This is a genomic window from Pontibacillus sp. ALD_SL1 (genome assembly GCF_017355605.1).
On sequence record NZ_CP062974.1, the window covers coordinates 463896 to 479325 of the forward strand.

Sequence of the window (15430 nt, forward strand, 5' to 3'; positions counted from 1 at the left end):
AAAGCCCAAAGCTGCATTCAGCTTTGGGCTTGTATCATTTTTTAAGGGAAGGAATTAGTCTAAGATTGTTACGTCTACTGATTTGCGTCCCCAGTTTAGTGCTTCTGATTGGGATGGGATGAAGACGTCAATTCTGTTTCCTTGGATGTCGCCACCGATGTCACCAGCTACTGCTTTTCCGTACCCTTCAACATATACTTCAGTGCCTAGTGGGATTACGTTAGGGTCTACTGCAATGACTTTACGATCTGGGTTTTCAAGAAGGTTGATCCCTGTTCTTGTGATACCAGAGCAGCCGTCGCAGTGTGCTGTATAAGCTGTAGACTCCATAGTAATGGTCTTTTGCTCTTGTTGCTCAGTTTGGACTTGTTTTTCTTGTGTTTTAGGTTGAGCAGGTTGTGTGCTTGCTACAGTTGCTTTTTCTTTAGTTGCTACGTTTGATCCGTTTACGTTCAGGGTATCTCCTGAATAAATCGTATTTGAGCTTAAGCTATTCCATTGTTTTAGCTCATTCACACTTACGTTATATTGTTGACCAATGGCGAATAGTGTATCACCAGGTTTAATAGTATACACATTACTATCAGCAGTTGTTTTACTGTCTCCGCTGCGGTTTACTGTTAGTTTTTGGTTCGGGAAGATTAAGTTAGATGTTAGATTATTTTGTTGTTTTATTTGTTCAACGGACACATCGTAATCCTGAGAGATACCCCATAATGTGTCGCCGCTCTTGACGTCTACTTCTTCTGCGCTTGCTGTGATCGCTGTTGTTGTAGAAATCGTTGCTACAGCAGCTAGGGATAGAAATAGTTTTTTCATTTTGTTAACCTCCTAGGAATTACAATAGCCTTGAGCTGTTGAAATTCACAATTTATTGAGTAACGAATTAACTCTATGGACAACTATAACAAGCTCATGGGAAAAGCCCAACAACAGAATGACAACAATGTGATTGCAATTCTAACAAGAATGTTACATGCATTTTACAATGTGGGAAAAATAGAGAAAAGGACCCTTTTAGAGGATCTTTTTCTCTATTTTTCTGCATTTGAAGCTGAGACACTGTATTGTTTATGGGGCCGTTACGCTTATAAGTGCTAGGGCAGGCTTGGGGACAATTCGCTTTCCTGCGGGGAGCTGGGGAGCCTCCTCAATCGCTACGCGCTTTCCGGGGTCTCCCCTAAGCTCTTTACCCCGCGGGAGTCTCGCAGTCCCCAAGCCTGCCCTAACGTTTATTGGATGAACGGCCCCTCATCATGGTTGCATTAAAACCCCACCTTACGCTCCATAAAAGTTTACGGGAGCGTTTCTCTATTCGTAGCAAGACGGAATCATCTTGAATTCAAGTCTTATATATAAGGGATTTATATGGATTAAATGAATACAACAATAAACATTAACAGAGCCTTAGTTTAAAGAATGTCTGTTAACGAACGAACAGGATGGAGTTTCTCGTGTTCGATGTTTGGTTCATCGGGTGTTAGCCAGATTGCGTGCATGCCATATTGGAGGGCGGGGGCGATTTCGTTCATGAAGTTGTCGCCAATTGATACGGCTTCTTCTGGCTTGACTTTGTATCGTTTTAATAGCTCATGGAAGTGCTCATTCGTTTGAACAGGCTTTGTAGCTGATGTGATCCGGTCATGGAATAGATCCTGTAGGTTCAGTTCCTTGAGTAGACGATCTACATCTGTAGCTTCGCTATTTGTCATAAGGACGATGGTTTTCTCTTTCTTCATTTTCTCCAAGAAAGAACGTAATCCAGGTGTCTCTGTTAGCCACCCTTGTTGAGAAGACATATCGACTTTTGTTTCATCATAGGCTTTGTGACATTCGCTCATCGGTAACCCATAATGGCGCGCGAGTACATATGGGGGCCACCAACCATCTCCGATTGCAATCCATCGTTCAAAATCGAATGTAGATGCGGGAAATGGTTCGTCTGAGGAGCGCTCTACTTGTTCACCGTTCCATGACTCAGGGTTGCTAATTTTTTCGGTAAATGGATCCCACGTCCAGAATAGATCTTCTTTCGTGTCATAGACCTTTCCGATGGACAGTGGATGGAGACCTTCTTTTACTTGTGTAAAGTCTCTTAAGAAAGACTCGTGTTCTTCTTTTGGTAATTTATCCTTTAATTTATAAGCAAAATGGTCAAAGTGCAACGTGTCTTCATATAGGGTTCCGTCGAGGTCAAAGATGAAGAGGTGACATGTGTCTAAGTATGAATCATGTAGTGACATGCGCGATCAGCTTCCTTTCCGGCAATTTGTTTCATTATCTGAAATCCCTTCTTTAATTTCAAGTAAAGAGGTGGGGACGATATGGAAAAACTTTCTGAACCACTAGGAGTGTAGGTTTCTTTCTAGTAAAATAAAAGGAAAAGATCTGAGAAAGGTGTTATTAAGATGATCAAGCATTCGGTTTGGATTCTAGTAGGTATTGTGTTGTTTGTCCTTCTGCCTGATGACGTTCATGGTACTGAGAATAATCAGCCTGAGATGGAATTAGATTCTTATACCATTCGTTACCATGAAGAAGGGTCTCCGAATGGCTTAGTATCTACAGGTTCGCCCGAAATTACATATTTCATAAAACTATCGAATTATGATTTGCCCTATGAGGTGGACATGTTTGTAAATGGAAAGGTAGTTTCCTCGACGTATAGTGAAAATACAGGGATGCTCACCTATGAGTCCCGGGGTTTAACAGGTGCAAATACAGTCACGGTTCAACTTGAAGTGTATGGTGAAAAGCAACTTGAACGTTCTTGGTCATTTGAAATAGACAGTCGCAATATGGATCCTTTTGCTTCAATGGATACCGAAATCTTGACCTCTGTCGGAAACGATGCGCTAGCTCGTGCTAACGAATATCGTGAACGGTTGGATATTCCTCTATTAAAAAGCAATGATCATTTAAAAGAAGCAGCTCAAGCTCATGCCAATTATATGAATGTCTATTCCAAAGGACACCATGAAACAAACAGCAGTGCTAATTTATTTACTGGAAAACAACCTGCTGAAAGGACGTCTTATTTTGGCTATACCAAATGGTTTGTAGGAGAAGGGATTTCCTATGAAGAGCCCGGAGGATCATCCGCTGTTGATCATCTTTTTGACGCTCCCTACCATCGTTTGAGCTTAATGAATCCGTTTTATAACGAAGTAGGAACAGGGTACAATAATCAAGGCGATGTAGTCATGAACTTAGGTGGAGATGGAAGTGAAGGGGAGCACCGTATTATTCAGTATCCTTATCCAAAACAAAGAGGTGTGCCCGTTTCCTGGTTTGCTTATGAAACGCCTAATCCTCTCCGTTTTTTCAACCAAGATCAGGTATGGACAGGTTATCCTGTTTCTTATGTGTATTATGGTCCTTCCTCTCATGAACTCCAAGTTTCAGAGGCATCATTAGTTAATGAGAATGGTGAAACAGTGCCATCCTACACGGTCACGCCACAAATGGAGAACGAAGGTACTCATCACGTTTTCCTGATTCCAAAAGAGAAGCTTATGCCGGGTGCAGGTTACAAGGCGAGAGTGAATGCTCAAGCGAAGACAGGGGAAGGGAATCTGTTCGATGTGTCACGAACGTGGTCATTTAAAACTGGGGCGAGTGTTCGGTTTGATGATATTTATTTCGAAGCACAGAATGGGGTTCACTTTCTAACCTTAGAATGGGCAAATGGAGAAGATCCTGAAGCTAAGGCTATTTTGAGTAAGAAAGATAAGATTTATATAGAGAAGAAAGGGGATACGCAGCGTACTGTCCGATCCCTTGAATCAGGAACATATGAGCTGAAGGTTGATAGCCCTCACTTTAATGAGCAAGAAACCTATATCCTCAAGATTGAAACGGGGAATCTTCCTCACTATCAATACGGAAGCAACCTAAAAGTTGTGGACTTTTATCAAACGAATTCACTAGAGGCGCTCTATCAAAAATTCCCGATATGGGAAGCTCGCCAAAGCTTTTACGGCTCGTATAAGGTCTTTAATGATAGGGGGCAGCAATCGGATCATGATGAGGAGGGCTCCTTCATTATTGATCGTATAGGAAACCTAATCACATCCTTTTTAAATGGAAGTGAGGCAGGAGATTCATCTACTGTTCTACCTACTCAAGAAGAGAATATAGAAAGTGGTTACACGCCTTACTAGTCTAAGAAGATTGAAGTGTTTCCCCCTCCTTTGTATTGGGAAGTTTAGCAAAGGAAGGGGGTTTTTCTATGAGCTTTGATTATGAAATGGACTTTGACAACATCAATTTTAGAGAGCGACCGGATCTTTACAGAGTGGGAAAGGGAGAGCAAGGTGTGCTAATGGTAGAGCCATATAAAAGCGAAATCCTGCCCCACTGGAGATTTAAAACTCCTGATATCGCAAAAGAGTCAGCAGATAAGATTTATGAACTGTTTCAGCAATATAGACAGCAAGAAGATTTTGTGGGAATGGATATGGCTCGTAAATATATCCAAATGGGATACACACGAGCAAGACGTTATGCGAATTACAAAGGCGGAAAGAAGTACGACCAAGACGGTAACATAAACGAACGAGAGATCGACGAAGAAAAAGCTGAATCGGCCCGCATCTTTGAGGAGAAGTGGAAAGAGGTGCGTAATGATGATGAATACTTAGCTTATAAGAAAGAGCATCAGAAGAATTATGGGTGAATTCTCTGTAGGTGCAGTTCAATTTGAAATTCTGCTGTAAAATGCTTACACTACCAGTAAGTAGAAAGGGGCGGAATGACATGTGTGGTCGTTTTACATTTTCAATAGAAGAACACGAGATTTTAAAAGAGTACGGGATTAAACCAGATGAAGACTTGATTGAACCCCGTTATAACATTGCACCTGGTCAACAAGTAGTGACGGTTATAAATGACGGTGAGAAGAACCGGATTGGTCAATTGAAATGGGGTCTCGTTCCTGTGTGGGCGAAGGATCCTTCTATTGGGTATAAAATGATTAACGCAAGGTCTGAAACAGCTCATGAAAAGCCAAGCTTCAAACGTCTGCTAGAGAGAAAAAGGTGTCTGATCTTAGCGGATAGTTTCTATGAGTGGAAAAAAGAAGATGGACAGAAACAGCCCTATCGAATCTCTCCTCAAGATCGATCTTTCTTTGCATTTGCTGGATTGTGGGATCGGTGGAAACAAGGTGACGCTGAACTTGTAACATGTACGATCTTAACGAAAGAAGCCAACGACTTCATGGCGCCCATTCATAATCGAATGCCAATTATTCTTCCTAGAGAAGATGAGTCATGGTGGATGGAGCAAACGAAGCAAGATCCTAATGAGATGCATGAATATTTAAGCCAATTAAATATAGAGACGTTAGAAGCATATCCGGTCAGCACGTATGTGAACAACGCTAAGAATGAAGGTCCGGAATGTGTGGAGCCGCTAGCTTAGAATGAGAGATAGGGATATGGTTTTCGAAATGATAAATGACTAAGTTCAGGATAATAACCTGAGCTTTTTTTATGTTTTGAAAAATTTTTCTGAAATGTGTAGGGGATTTGTTGTATGCTTCGTCTATAAGATGGATTAAGAATGAAGGGAGGGGAGCAGAATTCAGGATGAGCGGTTAATTGAAAAGGTTAAAGCAGGTCATCAGCAGGCGCTCAGGCTTTTGATTGAGCGTTATAAAGGACACGTGTTTAAAGTAACCTATAGCGTTGTCCGTGATGAGAAAGAGGCTGAGGATCTGGCTCAGGAAACATTTATCAAAATGATGGATGCGCTCCCCTCCCCTCTTATCAGTCACAAGGATTTAAGACGTGGTTAAGTCGTATTGCAATGAATAAAGCTATTGATTATAAGCGGAAGAAAGCCAGGCAAAAAGAGGATTTGGCTTATGAAACGTTCGAGTATGAGCGGATGCAAAGTGCAGAAGAAGAATGGCTTGAACATGAAAAGGTTGTAGCTGTTTCTCATTCAATAGGATTGTTACCAGTAAATTATCAAGGGGTTGTTCAGGCGTATTACATAGAAGGTAAATCATACAGCGAGATTGCTAGAGAGCAAGCGCTTGAGGAGAAGACGGTTGAGATGCGATTGTACCGTGCAAGGAAGTGGATGAAACGAAATTGGAAGGAGGATGAGTTCTGATGAAGCATATAGAGACGACTCGGTTAGAAGCATTTATGGAAGATTCGTTGAGTGATTATGAACGTAGGGAAATTGAGGATCATTTAGATGAATGTGATTTTTGTTTTGAAGCCTACATGACGAAAGTAGAAAGCTGGACCTTGGAACCCTCCCTTGCACAGGATTTTACTGATCAAACGTTTGATCAAATCGTTAAAAAGCAAGTGATGCCAATGGAAGAGGCTAAACGAGGTTCAGTCCAAAAGCAAAAGCGTACGCTCGTTCATTACGGACTTGCAGCGGGCTTAACGATGATTTTGATGGTATCTGGTGTGTTTGAACAAGTTCTCCATGTTTTTGATGAAGACTCCTTTAAAGACAGACCTTCAATTTCAGAGGATATTGTAAATGAAACGGATCGCTTGTTTCAGAAAGTAAATGAAGATATGAGGAGTGATGTAGATGAATAAGTCAGTAATATTGGCCTTTTTCTTATCCTTTGTGCCAGGACTAGGGCAACTTTATCTCGGTCTTATAATAAGGGGATTGATTTTCGGAGTGTTCTTTTTTGCCCCACTTTTTATTACTGCGGTGGCGGTGATGGGTACGGGTGGAGATGCCATTATACTAGTGGTTTTTCCATTATTGGTGTGGCTTATCAACATGGGAGATATGATAAGGCAGTTACGAAAAATGGAGAAAGAGAATCAACAAATTGGAATTAAACATACGGACGACACCATTTTGTCCGCTTCTAAAAGTCAAGAACGGGGGGTAACAATCCTCTTATCATTTATTCCGGGTGTTGGTCATTTTCATCTAGGGTTAAACCAACGTGGACTTACCTTCTTAACAGGGTTTCTTGGTGTGGGAATCATGATCTTTTTTGTGGCTGCTATTACGAGTACAGGAGGTTTTCTGATTTTTCTTCTGGCACTGCCAATTATTTGGATATATGGACTATTTGATGTGATTCAGCTATTAAACCAAAAGGATAAAGGTGAAGCACTCGAAGATCGTACCATTTTAGAAGACTTTGATCGTCACCGTGATAGTGGCAAGAAAAGCCGAGTGATTGCAACGTTGCTTGGAATTTTTCCGGGAGCCGGGCATATGTATTTAGGATTACAGCGCAGAGGTTTACAACTAATGGCTGCATTCTTATTGTCGATCTATATTCTTGATGTCTTACATTTATCGATCTTCTTATTCTTAATTCCGATTATCTGGTTCTTCAGCTTCTTCGACGCGCTTCAGCTTGCTAGTCGGTATGAAGAGGAGATCATTGATGATGTCCCAGTTATTAAGTACTTTATTAATCATCAGCGCTGGATTGGAATTGCGCTCATTTTGCTAGGTGTGTTCTATATGTTAGATGATGTGTTAATGCCTGTTTTAGCAGATGAAATTCGCGAGACGTTTCAAATTAATCTCTATTATTACTACGAACGTTATTTCCAAATGGTTATTGTTTGCCTGCTCTTTATCGGTGGGGGAATTAAGCTATTATTAGGCTCAAAAGTGAAGAACGGGGAGGTCAGCAAATGAGGAAGTGGCGCGTAGGGACGGTATCAATGGGACTTGCTCTTATTTTCCTGGGAGTCTTACTAATGGTGGGGCAGTTTACAGATTGGGATCCTATTACTTTAACCATGTCGTGGTGGCCGTTTATTTTAATTGTGCTTGGAATCGAGGTGCTCGTCTACATTGCTCTATCTAAGAAGGAGAAGCCGATCGTGCAATATGACTTCCTTTCAATCTTCTTTATCGGGGTACTTGGAATGGTAGCTCTTGGTCTATATGTAATGACCTCACTAGGATTGATTAATGAAGTGAAAGGGGCTATGAATACAGAACGAGTTCAAGGTCCCTTGCCATCTCTAGAAGAGTCAATCTCAGAAGATATCAATACGATCGTGCTTGAGCAAGCGTATGATGATTTGGTCGTTGAGACGAATAATGCTCGTAAGGTTCACATATTTGGAACATTCACCTCGGAGTTTCTAAAACAAAAAGATTTAAAAAAGACTGATGTAGCTTCAATCAACAAAGTAGGAGATAAACTGTACATTCAATTGTTGCAAGGACCGTCTAAGGAAGGAATGCACTATAGCCGAACAACGTTTAACCGTACGATTTCCTTGCCTGAAGATGTTGATGTTGAAATCCGTGGTACTACAGGGAATCTGAAACTAAACGCAGGGAATATAACCGGAGACTGGATGATTGATGAAGCCCGTAATATGATCCTGAATCTCCCGGAAGAAGCGAACGTTTCTGTTAAAGCTGAAAGTTATTCTGAACAACTAGGTTGGGACGTTGAGTGGGATAAAGAAGAAACGATTCGTAGCGGTGACGAGAAGAATGAATTGTTTTATAAAGAGAAAGTGTTCGGAGATGGAGAAGCGACCATACAACTGAATTTGGTTGATCAATTTACAATCAAAGACGTCGGGCCGAGGTCTTAAGAGGATCTGCTTCATCAGAGGGGGTCCGTTGCGTTTTGAAGTGCTAGGGCAGGCTTGGGGACAACTCGCTTTCCTGCGGGGAGCTGGGAAACCTCTCTCTATCTATACAAGAACATTTCTATTTCAGTATCAAGTCTTCCATATAAGGGGCTTATGTGGAGCCTGAGCAACACTAAATAGTAACAGGGCCAATCATAAAAAGAGCATCCTCGAATGAGGATGCTCTTTTTCGTTAGGCTTCATAACTTGGGTCAGATTTTGCTTTTCGTTCTTCTTTTGCCACTCGCATAAATCGTTTCGTCTCAGAAACAACAACGCCCGATAGTCCAAGGAGTCCAATTAAGTTTGGTGCAGCCATAAGACCGTTCATGATATCAGCAAATGTCCAAACGATATCGATTTTGACAACAGCCCCCACGAATACAAATGCGATGAAGACGATTCGGTAGGCTGGGAGCATTCGTTCTTTCGTTAAGTATCCAAAACATTTCTCTCCGTAGTAAGACCAACCCACAATGGTTGAGAACGTGAAGAAGACTAAGCCAATTGCGACGATCATTGAACCGGTACTACCAAGGAAATGCTCAAAGGATGCACTTGTTAAATCAGCACCATCGATGTTTCCTGAATACATATCCGCCATAACAATTGTAAGTCCTGTGATGGTACAAACTAAGATGGTGTCTAGGAACACCTGGGTCATGGATACGAGTGCCTGACGGCCAGGGTAGTCTGTTTTGGCGGCAGCGGCTGCAATGGGTGCAGAACCAAGACCGGCTTCGTTTGAGAATACTCCTCGAGCTACACCGTATCGGATTGCGCTACCTACTGCTCCACCCACAGCAGCTTCCCCTGTGAAGGCGCTAGTGAAGATTGTAGAAAAGGCAGGGCCGACAAGATCTAAGTTGAGAAGGATAATAATAAGACCAGCAATAATATAAAATATCGCCATAATCGGAACAAAGAAAGATGTTACTTTCCCGATACTTTTAATCCCACCTAAAACTACTAAAATCGTTAAGACTGTCAAAATAATTCCTGTAAGCCAAGTGGGTACATTAAACGTTGTGTCTACGGCATCAGCTAACGTATTGGACTGTGCCATGTTTCCAATTCCAAAAGCGGCAATGGAACCAAAAAGGGCAAATAATATTCCAAGTGGCTTGGCTTTTAGTCCTTTTTCCAAGTAATACATAGGGCCACCGGCCATTTTGCCATTTTTGTCAGTCACACGGTATTTAACCGCAAGTATGGCTTCTGCATACTTGGTTGCCATACCAAAGAGTGCTGTGACCCACATCCAAAAGATCGCACCAGGTCCTCCTAGAAGAACCGCTCCAGCTACACCGGCGATATTACCTGTTCCAATAGTCGCCGCTAAGGCGGTTGTCAACGACTGGTAGTGAGAGATATCTCCCTTTGATTTTTTGTCTTGTCGTTTCGGGCTAAACGCAAGTTGGAGAGCGTAAGGTAACATGCGTAATTGTAGAAACCCTAATCGAATCGTTAAGTATATTCCAGTTCCGACTAGCAGAACAAGGAGTGGTGTTCCCCATACGAAATCGCTGATGCTGCTTAGTACTTCTAAGATCTGCTCTTGCATAATACTGACCTCCCTTTTTCATATAGTATAAATATTCTGAAAAATCTGAACGATTGTCAAGGGATCTTGTGCTAAAATTTTTATAAGTTTTCAAAAAGAGCTATGATGTGTAATTGAGTAGAGGATTTTATATAATATAGAAAGAACTAATGATAGAAGAGGGTGATCGTGTGATAAATGTATTGTTTGTATGTCTTGGGAACATTTGCCGCTCTCCAATGGCGGAAGCGGTGTTTAGAAATTTAACGGAGCAACAAGGGTTGAAAGGGCAATTTCGGATCGATATACCTGGAACAGGAAGTTGGCATGAGGGGAAACCTCCCCATCAGGATACGCGAAGAATGTTAGATCAACATAATGTTTCTTATGATGGAATGACAGCCCGTCAAGTGAAGGTTGCTGACTGGGACGAGTTTGATTACATTATTGCAATGGATCGTCAGAATTATAGTGATCTAGAGACGCTTCGTTCGTTTGGTGAAGGTGTGGTAGTTGCTCAGTTCATGGATTTTGTGCAGGACAGCGATGATCAAGACGTTCCGGATCCTTACTTCACAGGGAACTTTGAGGAAGTATATGAACTCATTGAAAAAGGCTGTGAAAATCTTTTAGCTGACATAAAAGAAGCATATAAGTTATAAAATAGGAGGAGATACCATGGGAGAAAATAAATTTATTAAAGGCGTGTTAATGGGGGCGTTAGCGGGTGTTGTGTATTCGCTTTTTGATAAAGATACTCGACGCGAAGCTTCAACATGTGTAAAGCAAACGAGTGGAAAAGTAAGAGAGTATGCAGCGCACCCATCTGATGCGATTCACGACCTTCGTTTGAAATACGAACATATGGCACAAGCTGTTACTACAGGTTCTGAGCAGGCTGTTCGTATCTTGGATCAGCTCAATGAATTTCTAGAAAAGATCGAAAGTCAAAGCGAAGAACCTCCTGAGTAAACACTCCATTTGCGAGGTAGGGGGATACATTGTCGACTATAATTCAATTCGGGAAAGATTTGTTTCGTCGCTTCTCCGACCATGAAGTGGCTGGCCTTGCCGCACAATTAGCGTATTTCTTTCTGCTATCCATTTTTCCATTTATGATCTTTTTAATTGCGCTTATGGCATATTTGCCGATTTCAATTGAAGATATCGTGTTGGCCATGTCACGCTATATTCCAAGTGAAGCGATGGATTTACTAACGTCAAACTTAGAAACGAAAAATACAGGGCTGCTATCAGTTGGTTTACTCGCAACGTTATGGTCTGCTTCAAATGGGACGAATGCTGTCATGAGGGCGTTTAATAGAGCTTATGACGTTAAAGAAGACCGTTCGTTTATTAAGAGTCGTCTGATTGCCATTGTACTTACCGTTGCGATGTTTATTGTCATTCTTGTTGCTCTTATGCTTCCGGTATTCGGTAAAGCGATAGGGGTATATATCTTTTCATGGTTTGGTGTGTCTGAAGATTTTCTGGCAGTATGGAATGCGTTGCGGTGGGTCATATCGTCTACACTCTTCTTGCTAGTGCTGATGTCTTTATACATCTTAGCACCTAACCATCACGTAAATATTAGGCAATCATTTATTGGGGCTGTATTTGCAACGGTGACCTGGCAAGCGGCTTCGTTAGGATTTTCATTTTATGTAAATTCAGGTGTGGGTAACTATTCGGCTACTTATGGGAGTTTAGGAGCTGTCATTATCTTAATGATTTGGTTCTACCTCTCAGGTGTTGTAATCATTCTGGGCGGCGAAATAAATGCGATGTTACGTGAGCGTCAATGGTTTAAAAGGTAACTCTTTCAAGGTCCTTACGATGTACATAAAGAATGGCTTGCACGAGCATTCTAATAAGGACTTCATGAGAGGGAGGTTGATGACGAATGGCTAACAACAAGCGTAACCAAAAAGCACGCAGTGATAAAAACCAAAATAAGCAAACTTCTGATGATGCAAAGCACAAAACAAGTAGCTCAGCGAATAAAAAGAACAATTTCCATTAATGAAGAAGTGGAGCTTAACACGTATGGCTTGCTTCTAGAAGGTCCCGTTATTCATTTAACGGGGCTTCTTTGTATGGGAAAGTAAAAAGGAATATGTAGCTGAAGGACAGCTTCATACTCCTTGGATATTCTCTACGAGCGCAATAAACGCAGACCGTTTAAAATAACAAGAATGGTACTCCCTTCATGGCCAACCACACCTAGAGGCAGGTTAAGGAACTGAAGAAAATTTGAAATAATCAGAAGCATAATAACGAGTATAGAAAAAATCACGTTTTGCTTCACAATTCGATTCATTTTTGTTGATAAAGACAATGCATTGGATATCTTTGGTAAATCATTCTTCATAAGAACGATATCGGCTGTCTCGAGTGCAACGTCCGTTCCTTCTCCCATAGCAATCCCTACGTTTGCGGTAGCTAGGGCAGGGGCATCGTTAATGCCGTCGCCCACCATGGCAACATTGTCGAAGGATTGACGGAGAAGCTTCACTTGTTCAACTTTGTCTTCTGGCAAACACTCGGCCACGTAATTGTCGATGCCACATTCTTTTGCGATGGCTTTCGCTGTTGTCTCATGGTCACCTGTAAGCATTACGGTGTAAATGCCATTACGACGTAGGGTTTGGATGGCACGTTTCGTATCTTTCCGAATTGTATCTTTGAGCGCGATTAATCCGGCTATGCCATTCTCATCAGCAATAAAGGTTAACGTCTTTCCTTCGTTTGCTAATTTCTCAGCTATGCCATTTTGGAAATTGAAAGCTTCTTCTTCTCCGACGAAAGCAGCTTTCCCGATTTTCCATTCTTTATTGTATACGCTTGCTGTTACTCCGTTACCGGATACATCTTTCATATTGAATACATCTAAGTGCTCAGTAGCATTATTTGCTTCCCCGTATTTCACAATGGCCTGTGCAAGGGGGTGATTCGATTCCCGTTCTATCGAAGTGAAAACTTCTAATAAGTTCTCATCTTCTGAGCGGAAGTAGGCATCCGTTACAATTGGTTTGCCGTTTGTTAAAGTGCCTGTTTTGTCAAAAGCGATTGCTTGAAGATGGGACAGGTTCTCTAGGTGAACGCCTCCCTTAAAGAGAATACCGTTCCGTGCCCCGTTAGAAATAGCAGATAATGTTGCAGGCATAATCGATGCGACAAGAGCGCAAGGAGAGGCAACAACAAGTAGAATCATCGCTCTGTAAATGGTATCTTGCCAACTCCATCCGAAAGCATAGTGAGGGATGAACATCATTAGGGCAACGGCGATCAGTACAACTTTAACGTATGTTCCCTCAAAACGCTCAATGAATAACTGGGAAGGTGATTTTTCGCTTTGGGCCGATTGGACGAGCTGGATAATCTTCTGAAAAAGCGTTTCGTTAGATCGTTTCGTAATCTTTACCGTTATGCTTCCGTTGATATTAACGGTTCCGGCAAACACCTCTGAACCCATTTCTTTAGAGACAGGGACCGATTCTCCTGTAATGGCGGCTTCGTCGAGAGAAGTGTTTCCTTTAATGATTTCTCCATCTGAAGGAACGCGTTCTCCGGCCTTTACCAGGATGTGATCACCAATTGTAAGTTCAGAAACATGAACGAGTTCTGTTTTTCCATTATGAACTCGAAGCGCCTCTTCTGGTTGGAGGTCCATTAAGGATGAGATCTCACGTTGACTCTTGTTCATCGTATACGTTTCAAGAGCTCCACTCATAGCGAAAATAAAGATTAAAATAGCACCTTCTGTCCAGTATCCAATGGAAGCTGATCCAATAGCAGCAAAGATCATGAGCATTTCTACATTTAGATCTTTATCTTCAATCGTTTCTTCAATACCTTCTTTCGCTTTAGCAAAGCCACCTATAATAAAGGCAGAAATGTATAGTCCCACGGATACAGGTTCACTAAGTATACCTTCTGTTAACCAAGCTGTTAAAATAATGATTCCACTTATAATGGCCGCGATTAATTCACCATTACTTTTCAGGCTGGCGATGAATGCGGACGGGTTCTGTGAGGTCGGTGTCGTGGAAGGGGAGGTGTTCATTGCTTTTGATTCAGCTGACATTTTCTCAACTCTCCTTTTTTAATTGAGAATGAAAACTCTTTTCAATTATCTATAATGTTTTAAATGTGTTTTGTAAAAGCTTTGTCTATAGTGATAATGATTCTTATTTAGAATAATTATAATTTAGTATGTAATTTAATAGTAGCACGTTTTTGGTCGAAGTCAAGACTTACAACTAAAATACGCATGTGCGGAGGATAAACTGTAAACCCGCTTGAATTCAAATGGGGTGGTTGCTATATTAAGTGAGATTACATCAAGAGGAGTGACAATGGTTTTGAAACGTGTAGTGATTTATGGAGCGCTCGTATGCTTTGCTTTTCTTTTATCGGCGTGTTCTCGAGATACTCAACAATCTGATTCCAAGTGGGAACAAGTACAAGAAACTGGCGAGCTTGTCGTTGGAACGTCTGGAACGCTTGTTGGGGTTTCTTATACACCGGAAGGCTCTAATCAATTGTCGGGTTATGACGTGGAAGTTATGCATGCTCTGGGAGAGCATATGGGTATAGATATTGTGTTTAAAGAGATAGGTGTAGATGAAATGTTTGCTGCAGTAAAGAGTGGGAAGATTGATGCTGCGATGAACGACTTTCAGATAAATGATGAGCGAGAAGAGAGCTATTTGTTTAGTAATCCTTATAAGTATTCATATACGACCATGATTGTGCGTGAAGACAGTTATAGCGGAATTAAGGAGTTGGAAGACCTGGAAGATAAGAAAGCAGGGGGAGAAGCCACGACGACATTTAGTGAAATTGCACGTGCTTTTGGGGCTAAAGTAATTACATATGATAACGTTTCGAATGAGGTTTATTTAAAGGATGTCCATCGAGGAATACTTGATGTCATTATCAATGATTATTACTTATCGAAGTTAGGGCTTCAAGCTTATCCTGAATATGATCTTGTCTTACATCCTGATATTAAACTAAATCCAACTGAGCATGGAGTTTTATTAAATAAGGAGAATCAATCTCTTAAGGAAGAAATCGATAGGGCAATGTTGGCATTGAGACAAGAAGGTCAGCTCACCCGGCTTGCTAAACGATTCTTCGGAGAAGATGCATCCATCAAACCCCAAGCCCCAATCCAACAAAGCCCAGTAGCAACCCAATAAGAAAGAGGCATCCCGTTATGGGATGCCTCTTTCTTATAGTAAAGCAGTGAAGCGTGCCAGACACCGTTTAG

Annotated in this window: 16 protein-coding genes; 12 read left to right on the plus strand and 4 right to left on the minus strand. The window is 41.5% G+C overall.

Annotated elements, in window-relative coordinates:
* Window positions 1-54 precede the first annotated feature (54 nt).
* Both IMZ31_RS02385 and IMZ31_RS02390 read right to left on the minus strand, forming a co-directional pair.
* A complete protein-coding gene (locus IMZ31_RS02385; protein ID WP_207529058.1) occupies window positions 55-819 on the minus strand; it encodes a LysM peptidoglycan-binding and 3D domain-containing protein in 765 nt (254 codons plus the stop codon).
* A 593-nt stretch (window positions 820-1412) separates the two neighbouring features.
* The gene (locus tag IMZ31_RS02390; protein ID WP_207529059.1) at window positions 1413-2243 is read right to left on the minus strand and encodes an HAD family hydrolase; all 831 of its coding nucleotides are present in this window, start codon (window positions 2241-2243) and stop codon (window positions 1413-1415) included.
* Between the two features lie 165 nt (window positions 2244-2408).
* On the opposite strand from IMZ31_RS02390, the gene IMZ31_RS02395 reads away from it, so the two are divergent.
* The 8 genes from IMZ31_RS02395 to IMZ31_RS02425 all read left to right on the plus strand — a co-directional run bounded on the left by IMZ31_RS02395 (window position 2409) and on the right by IMZ31_RS02425 (window position 8570).
* A complete protein-coding gene (locus tag IMZ31_RS02395) occupies window positions 2409-4163 on the plus strand; it encodes a CAP domain-containing protein (protein ID WP_207529060.1) in 1755 nt (584 codons plus the stop codon).
* Between the two features lie 68 nt (window positions 4164-4231).
* On the plus strand, window positions 4232-4678 hold the full coding sequence (locus IMZ31_RS02400; RefSeq protein WP_207529061.1) for a DUF4385 domain-containing protein: 447 nt from the start codon (window positions 4232-4234) through the stop codon (window positions 4676-4678).
* 80 nt (window positions 4679-4758) lie between these two features.
* Entirely contained in the window at window positions 4759-5424 is a 666-nt protein-coding gene (locus IMZ31_RS02405; protein ID WP_207529062.1) for an SOS response-associated peptidase, read from the plus strand.
* Window positions 5425-5644: 220 nt separating this feature from the next.
* On the plus strand, window positions 5645-5800 hold the full coding sequence (locus IMZ31_RS24410) for a sigma factor (RefSeq protein WP_256438014.1): 156 nt from the start codon (window positions 5645-5647) through the stop codon (window positions 5798-5800).
* 11 nt (window positions 5801-5811) lie between these two features.
* A complete protein-coding gene (locus IMZ31_RS24415) occupies window positions 5812-6123 on the plus strand; it encodes a sigma-70 family RNA polymerase sigma factor (protein WP_242705696.1) in 312 nt (103 codons plus the stop codon).
* Entirely contained in the window at window positions 6123-6572 is a 450-nt protein-coding gene (locus tag IMZ31_RS02415) for a zf-HC2 domain-containing protein (RefSeq protein WP_207529063.1), read from the plus strand. The genes IMZ31_RS24415 and IMZ31_RS02415 overlap by 1 nt, the downstream gene beginning before the upstream one ends.
* On the plus strand, window positions 6565-7650 hold the full coding sequence (locus IMZ31_RS02420) for a hypothetical protein (RefSeq protein WP_207529064.1): 1086 nt from the start codon (window positions 6565-6567) through the stop codon (window positions 7648-7650). The genes IMZ31_RS02415 and IMZ31_RS02420 overlap by 8 nt, the downstream gene beginning before the upstream one ends.
* Complete coding sequence (locus IMZ31_RS02425) at window positions 7647-8570, plus strand: LiaF transmembrane domain-containing protein (RefSeq protein WP_207529065.1); 924 nt, start codon at window positions 7647-7649, stop codon at window positions 8568-8570. Before IMZ31_RS02420 ends, IMZ31_RS02425 begins: the two co-directional genes overlap by 4 nt.
* Before the next feature lie 232 nt (window positions 8571-8802).
* Here the strand turns inward: IMZ31_RS02425 and IMZ31_RS02430 are convergent, their stop codons facing one another.
* Window positions 8803-10173, minus strand: a complete 1371-nt coding sequence (locus IMZ31_RS02430; RefSeq protein ID WP_207529066.1) for an alanine/glycine:cation symporter family protein — start codon at window positions 10171-10173, stop codon at window positions 8803-8805.
* 170 nt (window positions 10174-10343) lie between these two features.
* Here IMZ31_RS02430 and IMZ31_RS02435 point away from each other — a divergent pair, with 170 nt between their 5' ends.
* The 3 genes from IMZ31_RS02435 to IMZ31_RS02445 are packed head-to-tail and all read left to right on the plus strand — an operon-like array spanning window position 10344 to window position 11969.
* The gene (locus IMZ31_RS02435) at window positions 10344-10814 is read left to right on the plus strand and encodes a low molecular weight protein-tyrosine-phosphatase (RefSeq protein ID WP_207529067.1); all 471 of its coding nucleotides are present in this window, start codon (window positions 10344-10346) and stop codon (window positions 10812-10814) included.
* A gap of 16 nt (window positions 10815-10830) precedes the next feature.
* Window positions 10831-11124: a YtxH domain-containing protein gene (locus IMZ31_RS02440; protein WP_207529068.1), complete on the plus strand. Its 294-nt coding sequence runs from the start codon at window positions 10831-10833 to the stop codon at window positions 11122-11124.
* Window positions 11125-11153: 29 nt separating this feature from the next.
* Window positions 11154-11969, plus strand: a complete 816-nt coding sequence (locus IMZ31_RS02445; RefSeq protein ID WP_207529069.1) for a YihY/virulence factor BrkB family protein — start codon at window positions 11154-11156, stop codon at window positions 11967-11969.
* A 338-nt stretch (window positions 11970-12307) separates the two neighbouring features.
* Here the strand turns inward: IMZ31_RS02445 and IMZ31_RS02450 are convergent, their stop codons facing one another.
* Window positions 12308-14239 (minus strand): heavy metal translocating P-type ATPase, encoded by a 1932-nt coding sequence (locus IMZ31_RS02450; RefSeq protein WP_207529070.1) that lies wholly within the window; start codon window positions 14237-14239, stop codon window positions 12308-12310.
* Window positions 14240-14510: 271 nt separating this feature from the next.
* Here IMZ31_RS02450 and IMZ31_RS02455 point away from each other — a divergent pair, with 271 nt between their 5' ends.
* Window positions 14511-15359 carry a transporter substrate-binding domain-containing protein gene (locus tag IMZ31_RS02455; protein ID WP_207529071.1) on the plus strand — a complete coding sequence of 283 codons (849 nt, stop codon included), beginning with the start codon at window positions 14511-14513 and terminating at the stop codon, window positions 15357-15359.
* Window positions 15360-15430: the final 71 nt, after the last annotated feature.